Below are 15336 nucleotides of genomic sequence, written 5' to 3'. Positions count from 1 at the left end.
ACTACACCTCCTGCTTATTTCGGTTTTTGAAACGGTAGCGCTTATCTGATATTGCTAATGCTGCTGCAAGAGCCATAAAGATTGAGCCAGCCCAAATCCAACGTATAAATGGTTTGTAGTAGATACGCACCGCCCATGACACGTTATCATCAAGACGTTCACCCATAGCAACATAGAGATCACGGGTAAAACCGCGATCAATCGCCGCTTCTGTCATCATTGATCGTGCTGTGGTATAAAAACGTTTTTCAGCGTGCAGATTATTGATGAACTTGCCATCTTTGGTAATCTCGAAATCCGCAATGTAACCATCATAGTTAGGACCATCTTTATCGCGAAGACCATAGAAGTTGAAAGTATAACCCTCTACCACAATGCTCTCACCGGGTGCTAAACGTACATCTTTTTCAATGCTGTAGTTTTGCACCATAGCGATACCGATGACCGTCACAGCTAAACCAACATGACCAAGTACCATCGCCCAGTGACTACGTCCTAATTTCTTAAGACCGGTTTTTAGATCGTGACGATGAGTGGCTCGTTCATAAATTTCAAAACCGTGCAGAATGATAATCCATAAAGACATCATCCAACCTAACATCGCCATCCAATGGAAAGTGGTTGCTAACAGCAGCACCATCACAGCACTCAACGGCACCGTGATCACAGCCGTTATCGCCATTCTCTTACTGATATTAGCAATGCTATCGCGTTTCCAACGGATAAGAGGACCAATACCTAGTAGGAAAGCAAATGGGATCATCAACCAAGCGAACAAGGTGTTAAAGAACGGGGCACCAATGGATACCGAACCTAATCCTAACTGCTTATGGACTAACGGCAGCAAAGTACCAATTAACACCACCATTAACGCGGTAATTAATAGGATATTATTGGCCAGCAGTATGTTTTCGCGAGAGAACAGACTGAAGTTTCCACGGGTTCGAACTTTGGAACTTCGTAGCGCGTATAACAGCAACGATCCGCCAATCACTACCACCAAGAAACCTAGGATAAACATTCCGCGTGCAGGATCAGAGGCGAAGGCATGCACCGAAACCAAAATACCCGAACGGACTAAAAAGGTACCCAGCAGACTGAGTGAGAAAGCACTAATTGCCAACAACACTGTCCACGCTTTAAAGGTGCCACGCTTTTCGGTCACTGCCAGAGAGTGAATCAATGCCGTACCTGCCAACCAAGGCATAAATGACGCATTTTCAACAGGATCCCAGAACCACCAACCGCCCCAGCCAAGTTCGTAATAGGCCCACCATGAACCAAGCGCAATACCTACTGTCAGGAACAGCCAAGCAGCAAGTGTCCAAGGACGAGACCAGCGAGCCCAAGCGGTATCAAGATTACCTGACATCAATGAGGCAATCGCAAATGAGAAGGCGACGGAGAAACCCACGTATCCCATATAGAGAAGAGGAGGATGAACAATCAGACCCGGATCTTGCAACAGTGGATTAAGGTCGCGTCCATCAATTGGAAACATAGGCAAGGTTCGTAAAAACGGATTAGAGGTGACGATAATAAACAGCAAAAATCCGACGGTGATCAAACCCATAATGGCTAACACACGTGCAATAGACTCTTGTGGCATGCCGCGACTTAAACCGGCAACCGCCACCGTCCAACCCGCTTGGATCAGAACCCAAAGTAACAATGAACCTTCGTGAGCACCCCACACTGCCGTTAATCGGTAATACCAAGGCAGCAGACTGTTTGAGTTACTGGCCACATACTTCAAGGTAAAGTCATTGGTGTAAAATGACCACATTAAAATGACAAAAGAGACCGCAATTAATGAGAACATTCCCCATGAGAGCGGTCTAGCACTCTGCATCATCGCAACGTTACCTTTATAGGCTCCGTACAATGGGAAGAAGCTCAATAATACCGCTAACCCGAGCGAGGCGATCAGCGCAAAGTGACCCAGTTCAGCAATCATTGCACACTTCCTTCCGTCTGTTGATCGGTATACTTGAGTGGCTCATGCGTTTTTTTCATCGCTTCTGCAATCTCAGGAGGCATATACTCTTCATCATGTTTCGCTAACACTTCGTGGGCTTCAACCGTCGTGGCATTCACCAGTACGCCTTGAGCGACAATGCCTTGTCCTTCACGGAATAGATCCGGAAGAATACCATCATAGGTGACCGTAACTTGAGGGCCAACATCCGCCACTTTAAAACTAATGCGTAGAGAGTCACTATCACGTTTAACAGAATCAACCACCACCATGCCACCAATTCTCAAGCGCTGGCCCACTTCAGGCTTAGTGCCATCTGGTTTGCCATGAACTAACTCAGTTGGGGTATAAAAAAGATCCATATTTTGATTAAGTGCATAGAGCATCAAACCTATGGTCGCACTGATACCGATAACTAAAGCTAGGATCAACCCTAAACGTTTTTTGCGTCTTGGATTCATAATGTGTTCTCCAAATTTTGTGCGTCTTGAATGCGTTTTTCTCGAGCTATTTTTTGTGAAATCTCTTTTAAAAGACGATTTTTAGTGAGAAGACTACTGACTAAAATCCAAAGCAGCGCGAGTGCGGTAGCGCCAAAAGCCCCCCATACATAGAGTGCATATCCCCCCATCGCAAAGAAGTCACTTAAGGTATCAAAGTGCATATTCATCCGTTTTTCCTCACAAGATCTCTAACCCAAGGTCTGTGTCCTTCACGTTGTAAAATTTCATTTTTAAAACGTATAAGAGTCACGGTGGTAAAAAAGGTTCCAAAGCCAAGCATATTGATTAATAGAGGCCACAGCATTTCAGGTGCAATTGAGGGCTTATCAAACTTGGTAATTGTCGCGCCCTGATGCAGAGTATTCCACCACTCAACTGAGTAATGAATGATTGGTAAATTAATCACACCCACGATTGCAAGGATTCCAGCCGCTTTTGCCGCTGTTTTTTGATCATCAAATGCACTGTAGAGTGCGATAACACCTAAATATAAGAAAAGTAAAATCAGTTCAGAGGTCAAGCGAGCATCCCATACCCACCAAGCGCCCCACATTGGTTTTCCCCATACCGCGCCGGTTAGCAGAGCGATAAACGTGAACACCGCTCCAATCGGTGCCATAGCCGCAGCGGCCATATCCGATAACTTTAACTGCCAGACTAAACCAATAAATGCGGCTATCGCCATGGAGAGGTAAGCCCCCATTGACAGGGCAGCCGCTGGCACATGGATATAGATGATCCTGAAACTGTCTCCTTGCTGATAATCAGAAGGCGCAAAGGCTAAGCCCCATACCGTGCCTACGACAAGGCAGATCAGAGACGTAACAGCAAACCAAGGCAGCAAGGTACTGCAAAGTTTATAGGTTTTTTCCGGTTTTGCGTAAGGATGAAGCCACTTCCACATGCGTATTCTCACTTGTTCACTGTAAAAATAAAAATAGTAAATCGATGTACGTTGTTAGTTAACACTTACTCTGAGTGCTGCACTCACTGCAAAAGGCGTTAAAGTTGCTGACCCCATTAACATCGCGGCTAACAGAGCAAGTTGGCCATTATATGCCATGCCTAAACTGCCTGCATCAATCGCTGACGTAGCAAAAATTAGAACCGGGATATAGAGCGGCAAAATAAGAAGACTAAGCAAGACTCCCCCTTTACGCAGCCCAACAGTTAAACCCACCCCAATTGCACCAAGAAAACTCAGCGTTGGGGTGCCCAGCAATAGGGTTAATACAATCACTTTGTAGGTTGGCCAATCTAACGAGAGTAAAATCGCCAATAACGGACTAATAATCAATAGAGGCAGACCCGTTAATAACCAATGTGCAACAATCTTGGCTAATACCAGTACTGATAACGGGCTTGGCATCAGCATCATCTGTTCTAATGAGCCATCAGCAAAATCATCTCGGAAAAGTCGCTCTAGTGAGAGCAGCGCAGATAGCAGCGCGGCCACCCAAATGATTCCAGGGGCAATTCTGGCCAGCAAATTCGGCTCAGGCCCAATGCTGAGAGGAAAAAGCGTGATCACGATGATAAAAAACCAAAGAGGGTTTAATATGTCTGCTTGACGACGAAATGCAATCAGTAACTCGCGTCGAACGACTTGATAAAATGCGTTAACCATCTATTCACCCAACCGAATTTTTCGTAAATTATCGCTGTCAGAAAACATATCTTGGTGAGTGGTTAATAGCACCATTCCGCCACGTTTTGCGTGCTCACTAAAGAGGGCTTCCAATACTTTCACACCCTGCTTATCAATCGCAGTAAGTGGCTCATCGAGTACCCAAAGCTTATGTTGACTGATCCACAATCTCGCTAAAGCCACACGTCGTTGTTGGCCAGCTGATAACTGCCCTGCTGGTACATCCTCACGACCCGCTAAGCCCACCTTTGTTAAGGCGTCCCATAAAATTCCGTGATCAGATTGGCCGTGCATAGATTGATAAAAGGCGAGGTTTTCAAAAGCCGTTAGTTCTTTTTTTACGCCGGTGTTATGACCCAAAAAAAGCAATTCGCTATGAAACTCTTCTCTGGCTGAGTGAACGGCTTCGTCTCGCCAGAACACTTCCCCTGCGTCAGCATCGCCTAAACCGGCAATAATACGTAAAAGAGTGGTTTTTCCAGCACCATTTCGACCTTCAATTTGAACTAACTCACCAGCAACAATGGTGAAGTTTAAGTGTTCAAAAAGAACACGTTCATCTCGAACACAGTGCAGATCACGAATTTCCAGCATAGAAAAGAGTACTTCCTGTAAATAGTGTCGATATTCTAGCACAACAGAAATAGATAAAGTTAGATATAGAACAAGTTAGACAGGCGATTAAAGTAAACAAATGTGTCGTTTATTGAGCTAACTATTATTTTTATAAGATTTTAAGAAAAGCCAGTAAAAACAACTACCTCCTTAGGGTTACAGCGGGCATAAAAAAGCCCTTATGATGATGATCATAAGGGCTTAATAATCTCTCTTACTCTACAGGATAGCGACTAGCGAACTTTCTTGTCTGGCCTTAAAGGAGGCATCGACTCTTTGCCAGTTAATTTACTCTGCAAAGACATCATAAGCTCAGCTTCAGCTTTTGGAAGCTCACACTCTTCCATTAACTCATTGATTCCTGCACCAAGCTTAACGAGCTTATTGGCACGTGAATAGAGACGACTATCCGCATCTGAGAACTCCAGCTCTGAAATTCGGTCTGCTGTATTCTGTTGTAGCTCGTTAACATCGACCAATCTATGACCCATGTTGATTGAAGCGGTTCGTAGCTCGACGAACTGTTTTTTTAAACTATTGTGCGACTTAGTGACAGAAGTCAGCTGAGCGTTAACTTCAGTTAAACTGGTCTCAAGTTTTTTTCGCTGATTCAGTAGTATGATCAGGATGACAACGCACAAGCACACTGCGCCAATAGCAAGGAACAGTGGCAGTTGTTTAAAAAGTTCTTCAGTCATTACATATGAGCCATATCATCCCATTCGTCTTCGGATAGGAGTTTGTTAAGGTCAACTAATATCAACAACTTGCCTTCTCTATTGCTAACACCTTGAATGAACTTAGAACTCTCATCGGTACCAACACTTGGCGTTGTATCAATCTCTGAAGCACGTAAATATACCACTTCAGCTACACTGTCAACTAGGATACCAATTACTTGTCGCTCTGATTCAATAACAATAATTCTTGTATTATCAGTTGTTTCACCCTGAACCAAACCAAAACGAGAGCGAGTATCGATAACGGTAACGACATTACCACGTAAATTGATAATTCCGATCACATAATCCGGAGCACCAGGTACAGGGGCGATCTCTGAATAACGCAACACTTCACGTACTTGCATTACATTGATGCCGTATGTCTCCTCTTCCAGCTGGAAAGTCACCCACTGAAGGACTTCGTCGTTATTTTGGTCTTTACGTACTTCTATTTCATTAGTCTGAGACATTTTTTATCCTTTTTGCTCGCAATCCATACCTTTAATGTCCAAACCGGCATTAAGCATGGCAACAAGAGCCTCAACATGGATTAAGGCACACATTTTTTCTTTAACCATTCCAGCAAGCCACGGTCTTTTTCCCGCTGTTTCTCGCCATCGAATTTGTTCGTTTGTTATCGATTCGGTACCAACAAGTTGATTACATGCAAGTCCCCAATTACTGTCACCAAGCAGTACTATATAACGGTACTCCTCTTGATATTTTTCATCATTCAGTTTTTCTGGCATCACCCATTTTGCGGTATCAACGACATGATATTTGTTCTCATTTGCCGTTTGCATACCCAAATACCAAGTGGGTCTGCCGATTAAATGATTGAGCTCTGTTTTTTCATGAATACCGCCCAACTCAGCAAGTTGCACCGCAAACGTCATTCCATTCACAATAAAGAACAGCAGCTGAAATTCATCACCCACCTCAGTCTGTTCCCACTCTAATGGGCTATCCGTCAGAGTCTCTAACTCGGGCTCAACGTGAAGTTCAACCTCGGTTTCGATAACACCTTTAGCGATTATCTCGACCTGCTCTTCAACTTGCACTAAAGCTTCCGGTGGGCTCTCTACAACCCACTCTTGAATCTCTTCAACCTCTTGGGTTAGCTCAACCTTATCAATACTCGCTTCTGATAACTCTATCACTTCAATTTTAGCAGTGGTTTCATTATCTTGCTGTGTATTCGGCTCCACATTTTTAAGTTGGTTTAATAACTGTTGGACATTTTTTAATTCTGGTGCTTCTGAAAAAACAGTCCCTTTTGGCGTTTCAGCAATCGACTTAACGAGAGGTTGACTCTGAACTGTCGGCTCTGCAATAGGGTCTTCAACTCTTTCAGTAACATGAGTAGGTTCGAGATCACTCAATGGCTCAGGAGTCTCAACAACGCCTTCATCAAATAGTGATAAAAAATAGCTATCGAGGGCTTGTTCACCGGACATTCTTTCACTATTCATCATCAAGTTCTGACCTCAATAGATAAGCTAATAGTGACTGATAGGCAATTACACCGCGGCTCTTTGCCGAACAATATGAGGGTGGCATTCGTTTCAAACTGGCATCTCGGAATTTGGTATCAATGGGTATAGCTGATGGCCACACATAATCTTTAAATCTCACTTTCAACTCTTGCAGTGTTGTCAATGAGGCACGAGTACGTTTGTCATACATGGTTGGTACTACGGTCACTGAGAATGAGTGTGGCTTTGATTTTTTCATGATTTTCAAAGTACGCATCATTCGTTCTAGCCCTTTCATGGCTAGGAATTCAGTTTGTACCGGGATCAACACCCGAGTACTTGCCGCTAAGGCATTGACCATCATTACCCCTAAAATTGGAGGGCAATCAATTAGAGCATAATCGTACTCATCTTCTAACGCGTCAATCGCTCGCTTAAGTACCAGTCCCATACCATTTCGATTGCCCATCACACGATCAAGCGTCGCCAATGACATGTGAGCAGGAATAATATCTAAATCGGCAAAATCTGTTTTACAGATCAACGATTGGACACTGCTTTTATCAATCTCATTTTGTTGAAAAACATCGAACAAGCTGATTTTTACTTCATCGGCATCAAAACCTAGATACGTGGTTAAAGAGGCATGCGGATCGGTATCGATCAACAATACGCGATGTCCTTTCTCCTTAAGTAAGCCGGCAAGGGTGATGGTTGTGGTTGTTTTACCTACTCCACCCTTCTGATTGGCAACGCTCCAGATTATCAATGCTAAATCCCCTATTTGAGCCCAACTTCCACCAGCATCCGCTCTGCGACTCTTTCAAGTGGCAAGTCTTCGCTTGAGATACCGGCTTTGGCGACAGCTTGAGGCATGCCGTAAACCACACAGCTCTGCTCATCTTGCGCCCAAATCGTAGCACCAGCGCTTTTCAGCATTCGAGAGCCTTCTCGACCGTCAGCACCCATGCCCGTTAAAATCATGGATAGTACTTGGTTCTTATAAACCTTGGCAGCCGAGCCAAAAGTAACATCCACACAAGGCTTATAATTCATTCGCTCACCGCCATCGATAATCTTTAGACGAGCACTTCCTGGCCGCCCATCTATCATCATCTGCATGCCACCAGGTGCTAAATAGGCACAACCGGGTTTGAGCATGTCACCATCTTCAGCTTCTTTCACTTTGATTTTACATAGGTTATTCAAGCGAGCAGCAAAAGCAGCAGTAAACGTTGCTGGCATATGCTGTATTAACACAATGGGGTGCGGATAGTTAGCTGGAATCTCCGTTAAAATCTTCTGCAGTGCCACCGGCCCCCCTGTTGAGGTCCCGATAGCAGTCAGCTGATACTTCTTACCCGAAGAGCGAAATTTTGCTTTCTTAGTCAACACTTCGGGTTTAGAAACGACAGGACTGCTGGTTCTTTCAGGTGTAGTGCGCGACAGTGTAGTGCTAGTGGCTGTTGCACTCGACACAGGTGTACGAGTCGCCATGCGCATTGAGGATTTTTTTCGGGCAATCTCTTTAACTCGCTTCTGCAGAAGTGAGACCGCTTCATCACGATTTCGCGCGATATCTTCAAATTTTTTCGGTAAAAAATCCAATGCTCCCGCATCTAACGCATCTAATGTGGCTTTCGCGCCATCATGCGTTAATGAAGAGAACATTAGGATAGGAACCGGTGAGGCTTTCATTATCTCACGGACAGCCGTAATACCATCCATTACCGGCATCTCAATGTCCATGGTAATGACATCAGGCCTTATTGATTTGGCTTTTTCAACCGCTTCCCTTCCGTTAACTGCAACATCAATAACTTCCAGCATTGGGTCAGCGTTTATAATCTCACTGACACGACGTCTGAAAAAGCTTGAATCATCAACTACCAATACTTTTAAGGCCATGTGTTCCCTTTATCTAACCTCTGTTAGCATATTGTTTAAGCAAATTAGGTACATCAAGAATCAATGCAATATGACCATCGCTGGTAATGGTTGCTCCAGCCATACCTGGGGTGCCTTTTAACAATTCATCTAACGGTTTAATTACCACTTCTTCTTGTCCAATAAGAGTATCCACAACGAATCCAACGCGTTGACCGCCTAATTGCACAATAACGACGTGACCATGACCCGGTGTTTGATTTGCTAGATTTGGATCTCTCGCTAACCAATTCTGTAGATAGAACAGAGGTATCGACTTCTCACGGACGATGATGGTCAATTGGCCATCCACCGTATTAGTCTTAGAGAGATCTAAATGGAATATTTCGTTAACACTGGCTAATGGCAAAGCAAAAGGCTGATCAGCAACACCGACCATTAAGGTTGGCAGAATCGCCAGCGTCAATGGTACTTTGATGATGATTTTGGTCCCTTTACCCATTTCTGAGTCAATATCAATGCTACCGTTTAGTTGGTTAATGGCCGTTTTTACTACGTCCATTCCTACCCCACGACCCGAAATATCAGAGATCTTCTCTTTGGTCGAAAATCCAGGGGCAAAAATCAAGTTATAACACTCTTTATTGGATAGGCGAGAGGCTGCATCGTCATCCATTAGACCACGTTTCACCGCAATACCGCGTAATACATCGGCATCCATACCACCACCATCATCAATGATGCTAAGCTCAATATGGTCCCCTTCTTGAGAGGCAGACAAAATCACTTTACCCGTACGATTTTTGCCGGTTTTAACACGGTCGTCAGGCATCTCAATACCGTGATCAACAGAGTTTCTCACCAAGTGAATCAGTGGATCAGCAAGTGCTTCAACTAAGTTTTTATCTAAATCCGTCTCTTCACCGCGCATCTCAAGAACAATGTCTTTATTAAGACTACGGGCTAAATCACGTACCACTCGAGGGAATCGACCAAATACTTTTTTGATTGGCTGCATTCGGGTCTTCATGACTGCACCCTGAATATCTGCAGTAACAACATCTAAATTGGAAACCGCTTTAGACATCTCTTCATCATTACTGTTTAAGCCTAAGCTCACTAGTCGGTTTCGCACTAACACTAATTCACCAACCATGTTCATAATGGTATCGAGTGTTGACGTATCTACACGCACCGTGGTTTCTACTTGAGGTTTATTGGCCGCCTTTGCTGGTGCCGCTTTTGCCGCAGGTTTTTCTGGTGGTTTAGCGGCTGGTTTTGGTGCAGCTGCAGGTTTAGCCGCCTTCGGTGGTTGTGGTGCTTTTTCAGGGGCAGCAGGTGTTGGTGTCGCTGACGCCTTTAGTGGCCCTTTACCACTGCCATGTAATTCATCAAGCAGATTTTCAAATTCGTCATCAGTAATCATTTCTGAATTCGATGCCGCTGGTTTTTCAACAGGTTTATTAGCGGGTTTCTCACTGCTGCTCTTATTAGGCGATTTGCCTGAACCGTGCAACTCATCGAGAAGACGTTCAAATTCATCATCAGTGATATCGCCATCAGCGGCCGGAGCTGCTGTTGGCGTACTCTTTGCTTCAGCGGGTGCACTCACACCTGGACCTGAACCTTTACCATGGAGCTCATCTAAAAGGCGTTCAAACTCATCATCACTGATATCATCTATAGACTCATTTTCACTCCCTTTCGCCGCCTCAACCACAGGTTCTGGTTCTGGTTCCGGTTCCGGCTCAGCAGCTACCTGTTCGTCTTCAGATTCTGGTTTGCTTAATCTGTGCAGCTCATCGAGGATTCTCTGTTCTGCAGCCACCATCGGCTCACCATCTTTGACCGCTGAAAACATAACGTTTACGGTATCGAGGGCTTCTAAGATAATGTCCATCAATTCAGCGTTTACTTTACGCTTACCCGTTCTAAGAATATCAAAGACATTCTCAGCACCATGACAGGCATCCACTAGCTCTGTAAGTGATAGAAATCCAGCACCACCTTTGACGGTATGGAAACCACGGAAAATTGCATTAAGAAGCTCCCCATCATCAGGGCTCTGCTCTAATTCAACTAACTGTTCGGACAATAATTCAAGAATCTCTCCGGCTTCTACCAAAAAGTCTTGGAGGATCTCTTCATCTACATCAAAGCTCATGTTTATCCCTTAGAAACCAAGACTAGACAGTAAATCATCAACATCATCTTGAGAAGAGACTGCGTCTGCACGCTCTTCCGTATCCATGATTGGCCCTTCGGCTTCTATTGATGGTTTTTTCTCTGTATTGGTTTGGCTATTGTTTTGTTCTATACCAAAGGCTGTAATGATCTCTACTAGCCTCTCCTCAACTTCTCGCACTAACGTAATGACTCGTTTGATAATTTGACCCGTAAGATCTTGGAAATCTTGAGCCATCAAAATGTCGGTTAGTTCACCACGTAATTCAGTACTGTTACCTTCAACTTGAGTCAGCAATTGATCAATGTTGTGGCAGAGTGATTTAAACTCAGAGATGTCAATGCGACCTCTCATCAAGTTATTCCATTGAGGTCTAACTTCAAGAAGCCCTTCATGCAAACTGTCGGCAATTGGTAAAGATCGCTCTACCGCATCCATAGTTTTATTTGCAGCTAACTCTGTTTTGTCGATCACATACTGAAGACGATCTCTTGCATCTGGAATTTCATCATTAGCAAGCGTTGAGATACGCTCATCGCCGGAGAAACTCGCCAGTGCATCATGGAGATCTCGTGTAAGCTCTCCAATCTCGTGAAATAGTGGTTCATTGCTTAACGAATTAGGTTCAGGATTGGATTGCTCCACTCCCATAGCAATACTGTTCACTAAATCATCAGCACTAGTCTGATCACCCGCTTCAAGAAATGCTACCAACGCGTTGGCTTGCTCTAATGAAATCATGCAAATATCACCTTAACTGCTTATGTAACGTTTATAGACGCTCGAATATCTTGTCTAATTTTTCTTTTAAAGTTACAGCAGTAAACGGCTTAACAATGTAACCATTTACACCCGCTTGAGCGGCTTCAATGATCTGCTCTCGCTTCGCTTCAGCAGTAATCATTAAAACAGGTAAGTGTTTTAAGGAGTCATCTGCTCTGATGGTTTTAAGAAGGTCGATACCTTGCATGCCTGGCATGTTCCAGTCAGTAACAACAAACTCAATATGGCCTTTTTTGAGAATTGGCAATGCTGTCAATCCGTCATCGGCTTCTTGAGTGTTATTAAATCCAAGGTCTCGTAATAAGTTCTTTACGATACGACGCATCGTTGAGAAATCATCAACAATAAGGATTTTCATGTCTTTATTCAAAGCTGCCTCCATTGAGGTCAAATATTGGTATTGAAATTAATTATCTGCAGTCCAAGCGGTTAACTTGGATCGTAGACGTTGAGTAGATTGACTCAATATTTGGCATACACGTGATTCACTGACACCTAATACAGCCCCAATTTCTTTTAAGTTAAGTTCTTCATCGTAGTAAAGCGATAATACTAACGCTTCTCTTTCAGGTAGCGTTTTGATCGCTGCCACTAATGACTCTTTAAAGCTTCCTTCAGCCACCCCTTGAAAAGGCAAATTTTGTGATGACATTTCATCGGTAGTAATGGTGTCTTCAGAGACACCTAAATCTTCTATACCGACCAGTCGACCACAGCTCACATCATTCAATATGTGATGATACTGTTCAAGACTCATTTCAAGGTGCTTAGCAATCTCTTTATCGGTAGGATCACGAGATAGTTGAGCTTCAAGCTCTCGTATCGCTCCAGACACCAATCGACTATTTTTATGTACCGAGCGAGGAACCCAGTCCCCTCTACGCATTTCATCCAGCATGGAGCCGCGAATTCTTATCCCAGCGAAAGTTTCAAAACTCGCACCTTTAGTGGCGTCAAAATTCTGCTGAGCTTCGAGTAAACCTATCATTCCAGATTGAATGAGGTCTTCAATCAGCACATTTGGTGGAAGTCTTCCAGCCAAATGATGGGCAATGCGTTTAACCAAGTTAGAGTGCTTTTCTATAAAAAGCCTCTGAGTGTCTCTGTTCGATACTTGATCATACGTTAACGGTTTATTCACCAAACCTTTCCCCTAATTTTTCATCTCGAAGCAGCAGCCGCTCTACGAAAAATTCTAAGTGTCCACCTGGTTTTCGTGGTACTGGCCACGTTAGTGCTTTATTTGCCAATGAGCTTATTGCTAATGCAGCAGGAGAGCGTGGGTAAGCATCCACGACAATCTTTTGTCTTTTTACTGACTGCCGTACTTTGTCGTCCATTGGAATACAGGCAACTAACTCCATATTGGCATTTAAAAATCTATCTGTTACTAAGGTTAGCTTACCGAACAGTTCTCTGCCTTCGCGGTAACTTCTTACCATATTGGCGACAATTTTAAAGCGAGAGACTTGATGCTCTTTATTTAAAATTTTAATCAATGCATACGCATCAGTAATGGATGTGGGTTCATCACACACCACGACAATGACATCTTGGGCAGCACGGGCAAAACTTGTCACCATATTGGAGATACCTGCCGCGGTATCAATCAATAAAACATCGATTTCATCTTCAAGGCTACTGAAGGCTCTAATCAACCCCGCATGTTGGATTGGACTCAATTCTGCCATTGAACCTGTTCCTGATGATGCTGGGATAATCTTAATCCCGTGCGGACCTTCAGTAATTGTATCTTTTAATTCACACTCGCCAGCTAGCAAGTGACTCAAATTATATTTTGGACGAACTCCTAACATGACATCAATATTGGCAAGTCCTAGATCGGCATCCATGATCATTACTTTCTTGCCTTGTTTGGCCATAGCAACGGCCAAACCAATAGTCACATTCGTTTTGCCTACACCACCTTTACCACCTGTGACAGTCACCACCTTCGTTAGCGTCGGTTGTGTCATGCGGCGAAGACCACTAGCCTGATCTTGTACTATTTCGTTAATCATATTTTTCTGCCGATGGTGAATTATCAATATCTATGTCAGTACTCCAAAAGTGTGGCTCATTTTGTGTTGCTTTTTTTAACAACTTGTTGGCTTGAGCGACTAAATATTTTGGTTGAGCCAAAACGATATCTTCAGGAACTCGTTGCCCATTAGCAAGATAAGCTATTGGTAACGAATTTTGGACTATGACGCTAATTAACTCGCCTAAACTTAGAGATTCGTCAAGTTTGGTTAAAATGCAACCAGATAATGGTATCCGTTTAAAATGATCTACTGTCTCTTGCAGTACTTTCAGCTGACAAGTCGATGGTAGAACTAGATAGCTTTTAATCTTTAAAGAGTTATTTAACATCAATGTATCAAGCTGCTCTGAAAGTCGAATGTCTCGCTGCCCAATCCCTGCGGTATCAACCAATACCAGCTTCCTATTTCTTAACTGATAGATTACATCGGCAAGTTCATCCGCATCTTTAGCAATTCTTACTGGACAACCTAAAATTCTACCATAAATAGCAAGTTGCTCACTGGCGCCAATACGAAAAGTGTCGGTGGTGACCAGTGCGACTTGATCAGGTCCAAAATCCATCGCCGCTCTAGCAGCAAGTTTCGCTATGGTGGTGGTTTTCCCCACACCAGTCGGCCCTAAGAGCGCAACAACCCCCCCTTTTTGTAGTAGGTCGTCTTTGGTGGTGGATATTTGATCCGCTAATAGATTGAGCAGTGCAGACCACGCTTCGGGGCCAGATAGCTCTTCAGGAATGTAACAAGCCAGTTGGTCTGCAAGCTCTTCTGAGATACCCATTTTTTTCAAACGGCTAATCAGCATCGCTCTCAGTGGCTCACGGCGTTCAACTTCTTGCCACATTAACCCTGATACTTGATGTTCTAACAGACGCCTTATTGATGTCATCTCAGCACGCATCTTCTCAAGATCATCACTCTCTTGCTGATGCGCCCCATTATCATGGCGTTCAAAACGTGATGGATCCAGTTTCGGTCTCTGTCGCTCATGCTGCTGACTCTGCTGACGATCATGTTTCATCAATGCGCTTAAGGTCGGGTTTTGTGATGCGGCTTGACTGATGTTGGCGGTGTCGCTGTATGAGTTCATGCCACTGTGTTGATACTTTGACTGACGCTTCAATAACGCAGTCAGTGAGTCCTCTTCACGCTCTTCATTAGCATGATGCTGTGATTGCGCGCCTGGCTCTGATGGCGGGGTGCCATTACCATACTGTTTTAGCATATTGGCAAAACGTCGCGTCATTGATCCGCTTTGATTATTGCCTGCGCCATTAATGCTAACTCGATCGTTATCGATTGAGCGTTCATGAGGTACGGTATGGCGGCCAGTCATCGAACCTGAAGGTTGATGCTCAGGATCAATCGCAGCGACAATTTCTACGCCGCCAGTCACTTTTTTATTCGACATGATGACTGCATCAACACCCAGTTCTTCTTTCACTTGAACCAGTGCCGTGCGCATATCTTTGGCAAAAAATCTTTTAATCTTCAATGG

At 44.0% G+C, this 15336-nt stretch carries 17 protein-coding genes; all 17 read right to left on the bottom strand.

Annotated features, from left to right (window positions below):
- Nucleotide 1: 1 nt before the first annotated feature.
- The 17 genes from L4C32_RS05590 to flhF all read right to left on the bottom strand — a co-directional run bounded on the left by L4C32_RS05590 (nucleotide 2) and on the right by flhF (nucleotide 15333).
- Nucleotides 2–1957, bottom strand: coding sequence for a heme lyase CcmF/NrfE family subunit (locus tag L4C32_RS05590; protein WP_428195872.1), 1956 nt, complete (start codon nucleotides 1955–1957; stop codon nucleotides 2–4).
- Entirely contained in the window at nucleotides 1954–2439 is a 486-nt protein-coding gene (ccmE, locus tag L4C32_RS05585) for a cytochrome c maturation protein CcmE (RefSeq protein ID WP_428195871.1), read from the bottom strand. The genes L4C32_RS05590 and ccmE overlap by 4 nt, the downstream gene beginning before the upstream one ends.
- Entirely contained in the window at nucleotides 2436–2642 is a 207-nt protein-coding gene (ccmD, locus tag L4C32_RS05580) for a heme exporter protein CcmD (RefSeq protein WP_428195896.1), read from the bottom strand. The genes ccmE and ccmD overlap by 4 nt, the downstream gene beginning before the upstream one ends.
- Nucleotides 2643–2644: 2 nt before the next feature.
- On the bottom strand, nucleotides 2645–3385 hold the full coding sequence (locus L4C32_RS05575; RefSeq protein ID WP_428195870.1) for a heme ABC transporter permease: 741 nt from the start codon (nucleotides 3383–3385) through the stop codon (nucleotides 2645–2647).
- Between the two features lie 54 nt (nucleotides 3386–3439).
- Complete coding sequence (gene ccmB, locus L4C32_RS05570) at nucleotides 3440–4108, bottom strand: heme exporter protein CcmB (RefSeq protein ID WP_428195869.1); 669 nt, start codon at nucleotides 4106–4108, stop codon at nucleotides 3440–3442.
- On the bottom strand, nucleotides 4109–4723 hold the full coding sequence (gene ccmA / locus L4C32_RS05565; protein ID WP_428195868.1) for a cytochrome c biogenesis heme-transporting ATPase CcmA: 615 nt from the start codon (nucleotides 4721–4723) through the stop codon (nucleotides 4109–4111).
- A 254-nt stretch (nucleotides 4724–4977) separates the two neighbouring features.
- Nucleotides 4978–5442, bottom strand: a complete 465-nt coding sequence (locus L4C32_RS05560; protein ID WP_428195867.1) for a DUF2802 domain-containing protein — start codon at nucleotides 5440–5442, stop codon at nucleotides 4978–4980.
- Nucleotides 5442–5936 carry a chemotaxis protein CheW gene (locus L4C32_RS05555; protein WP_428195866.1) on the bottom strand — a complete coding sequence of 165 codons (495 nt, stop codon included), beginning with the start codon at nucleotides 5934–5936 and terminating at the stop codon, nucleotides 5442–5444. The genes L4C32_RS05560 and L4C32_RS05555 overlap by 1 nt, the downstream gene beginning before the upstream one ends.
- Before the next feature lie 3 nt (nucleotides 5937–5939).
- Nucleotides 5940–6941 (bottom strand): chemotaxis protein CheW, encoded by a 1002-nt coding sequence (locus tag L4C32_RS05550; RefSeq protein ID WP_428195865.1) that lies wholly within the window; start codon nucleotides 6939–6941, stop codon nucleotides 5940–5942.
- The gene (locus tag L4C32_RS05545) at nucleotides 6931–7710 is read right to left on the bottom strand and encodes a ParA family protein (RefSeq protein ID WP_428195864.1); all 780 of its coding nucleotides are present in this window, start codon (nucleotides 7708–7710) and stop codon (nucleotides 6931–6933) included. The genes L4C32_RS05550 and L4C32_RS05545 overlap by 11 nt, the downstream gene beginning before the upstream one ends.
- Nucleotides 7711–7721: 11 nt before the next feature.
- Nucleotides 7722–8849, bottom strand: a complete 1128-nt coding sequence (locus L4C32_RS05540) for a protein-glutamate methylesterase/protein-glutamine glutaminase (protein WP_428195863.1) — start codon at nucleotides 8847–8849, stop codon at nucleotides 7722–7724.
- A gap of 13 nt (nucleotides 8850–8862) precedes the next feature.
- Nucleotides 8863–10992 carry a chemotaxis protein CheA gene (locus L4C32_RS05535; protein ID WP_428195862.1) on the bottom strand — a complete coding sequence of 710 codons (2130 nt, stop codon included), beginning with the start codon at nucleotides 10990–10992 and terminating at the stop codon, nucleotides 8863–8865.
- 9 nt (nucleotides 10993–11001) lie between these two features.
- On the bottom strand, nucleotides 11002–11754 hold the full coding sequence (locus tag L4C32_RS05530; RefSeq protein ID WP_428195861.1) for a protein phosphatase CheZ: 753 nt from the start codon (nucleotides 11752–11754) through the stop codon (nucleotides 11002–11004).
- A gap of 31 nt (nucleotides 11755–11785) precedes the next feature.
- Nucleotides 11786–12154: a chemotaxis response regulator CheY gene (cheY, locus tag L4C32_RS05525; protein WP_428195895.1), complete on the bottom strand. Its 369-nt coding sequence runs from the start codon at nucleotides 12152–12154 to the stop codon at nucleotides 11786–11788.
- A 48-nt stretch (nucleotides 12155–12202) separates the two neighbouring features.
- Nucleotides 12203–12937, bottom strand: coding sequence for an RNA polymerase sigma factor FliA (locus tag L4C32_RS05520; protein ID WP_428195860.1), 735 nt, complete (start codon nucleotides 12935–12937; stop codon nucleotides 12203–12205).
- Nucleotides 12930–13817, bottom strand: coding sequence for a MinD/ParA family ATP-binding protein (locus L4C32_RS05515; RefSeq protein WP_428195859.1), 888 nt, complete (start codon nucleotides 13815–13817; stop codon nucleotides 12930–12932). The genes L4C32_RS05520 and L4C32_RS05515 overlap by 8 nt, the downstream gene beginning before the upstream one ends.
- Nucleotides 13810–15333, bottom strand: coding sequence for a flagellar biosynthesis GTPase FlhF (flhF, locus tag L4C32_RS05510; protein WP_428195858.1), 1524 nt, complete (start codon nucleotides 15331–15333; stop codon nucleotides 13810–13812). Before flhF ends, L4C32_RS05515 begins: the two co-directional genes overlap by 8 nt.
- Between the last annotated feature and the right edge of the window lie 3 nt (nucleotides 15334–15336).

The sequence above is a fragment of the Aliivibrio kagoshimensis genome, from assembly GCF_050337105.1.
In the GTDB taxonomy this organism is placed as follows: Bacteria; Pseudomonadota; Gammaproteobacteria; order Enterobacterales; family Vibrionaceae; genus Aliivibrio_A; species Aliivibrio_A kagoshimensis.
This window is presented reverse-complemented; position numbering and strand designations above follow the sequence as displayed.

Excerpts from the sequence above, each read along its gene's own strand:
- L4C32_RS05535 (WP_428195862.1), bottom strand. The coding sequence starts at position 10,992 with ATGAGCTTTGATGTAGATGAAGAGATCCTCCAAGACTTTTTGGTAGAA.
- L4C32_RS05590 (WP_428195872.1), bottom strand. The coding sequence starts at position 1,957 with ATGATTGCTGAACTGGGTCACTTTGCGCTGATCGCCTCGCTCGGGTTA.
- ccmE (WP_428195871.1), bottom strand. The coding sequence starts at position 2,439 with ATGAATCCAAGACGCAAAAAACGTTTAGGGTTGATCCTAGCTTTAGTT.
- L4C32_RS05560 (WP_428195867.1), bottom strand. The coding sequence starts at position 5,442 with ATGACTGAAGAACTTTTTAAACAACTGCCACTGTTCCTTGCTATTGGC.
- ccmA (WP_428195868.1), bottom strand. The coding sequence starts at position 4,723 with ATGCTGGAAATTCGTGATCTGCACTGTGTTCGAGATGAACGTGTTCTT.
- cheY (WP_428195895.1), bottom strand. The coding sequence starts at position 12,154 with ATGAAAATCCTTATTGTTGATGATTTCTCAACGATGCGTCGTATCGTA.
- L4C32_RS05515 (WP_428195859.1), bottom strand. The coding sequence starts at position 13,817 with ATGATTAACGAAATAGTACAAGATCAGGCTAGTGGTCTTCGCCGCATG.
- L4C32_RS05550 (WP_428195865.1), bottom strand. The coding sequence starts at position 6,941 with ATGATGAATAGTGAAAGAATGTCCGGTGAACAAGCCCTCGATAGCTAT.
- L4C32_RS05530 (WP_428195861.1), bottom strand. The coding sequence starts at position 11,754 with ATGATTTCATTAGAGCAAGCCAACGCGTTGGTAGCATTTCTTGAAGCG.
- L4C32_RS05575 (WP_428195870.1), bottom strand. The coding sequence starts at position 3,385 with ATGTGGAAGTGGCTTCATCCTTACGCAAAACCGGAAAAAACCTATAAA.
- L4C32_RS05555 (WP_428195866.1), bottom strand. The coding sequence starts at position 5,936 with ATGTCTCAGACTAATGAAATAGAAGTACGTAAAGACCAAAATAACGAC.
- ccmD (WP_428195896.1), bottom strand. The coding sequence starts at position 2,642 with ATGCACTTTGATACCTTAAGTGACTTCTTTGCGATGGGGGGATATGCA.
- ccmB (WP_428195869.1), bottom strand. The coding sequence starts at position 4,108 with ATGGTTAACGCATTTTATCAAGTCGTTCGACGCGAGTTACTGATTGCA.
- L4C32_RS05540 (WP_428195863.1), bottom strand. The coding sequence starts at position 8,849 with ATGGCCTTAAAAGTATTGGTAGTTGATGATTCAAGCTTTTTCAGACGT.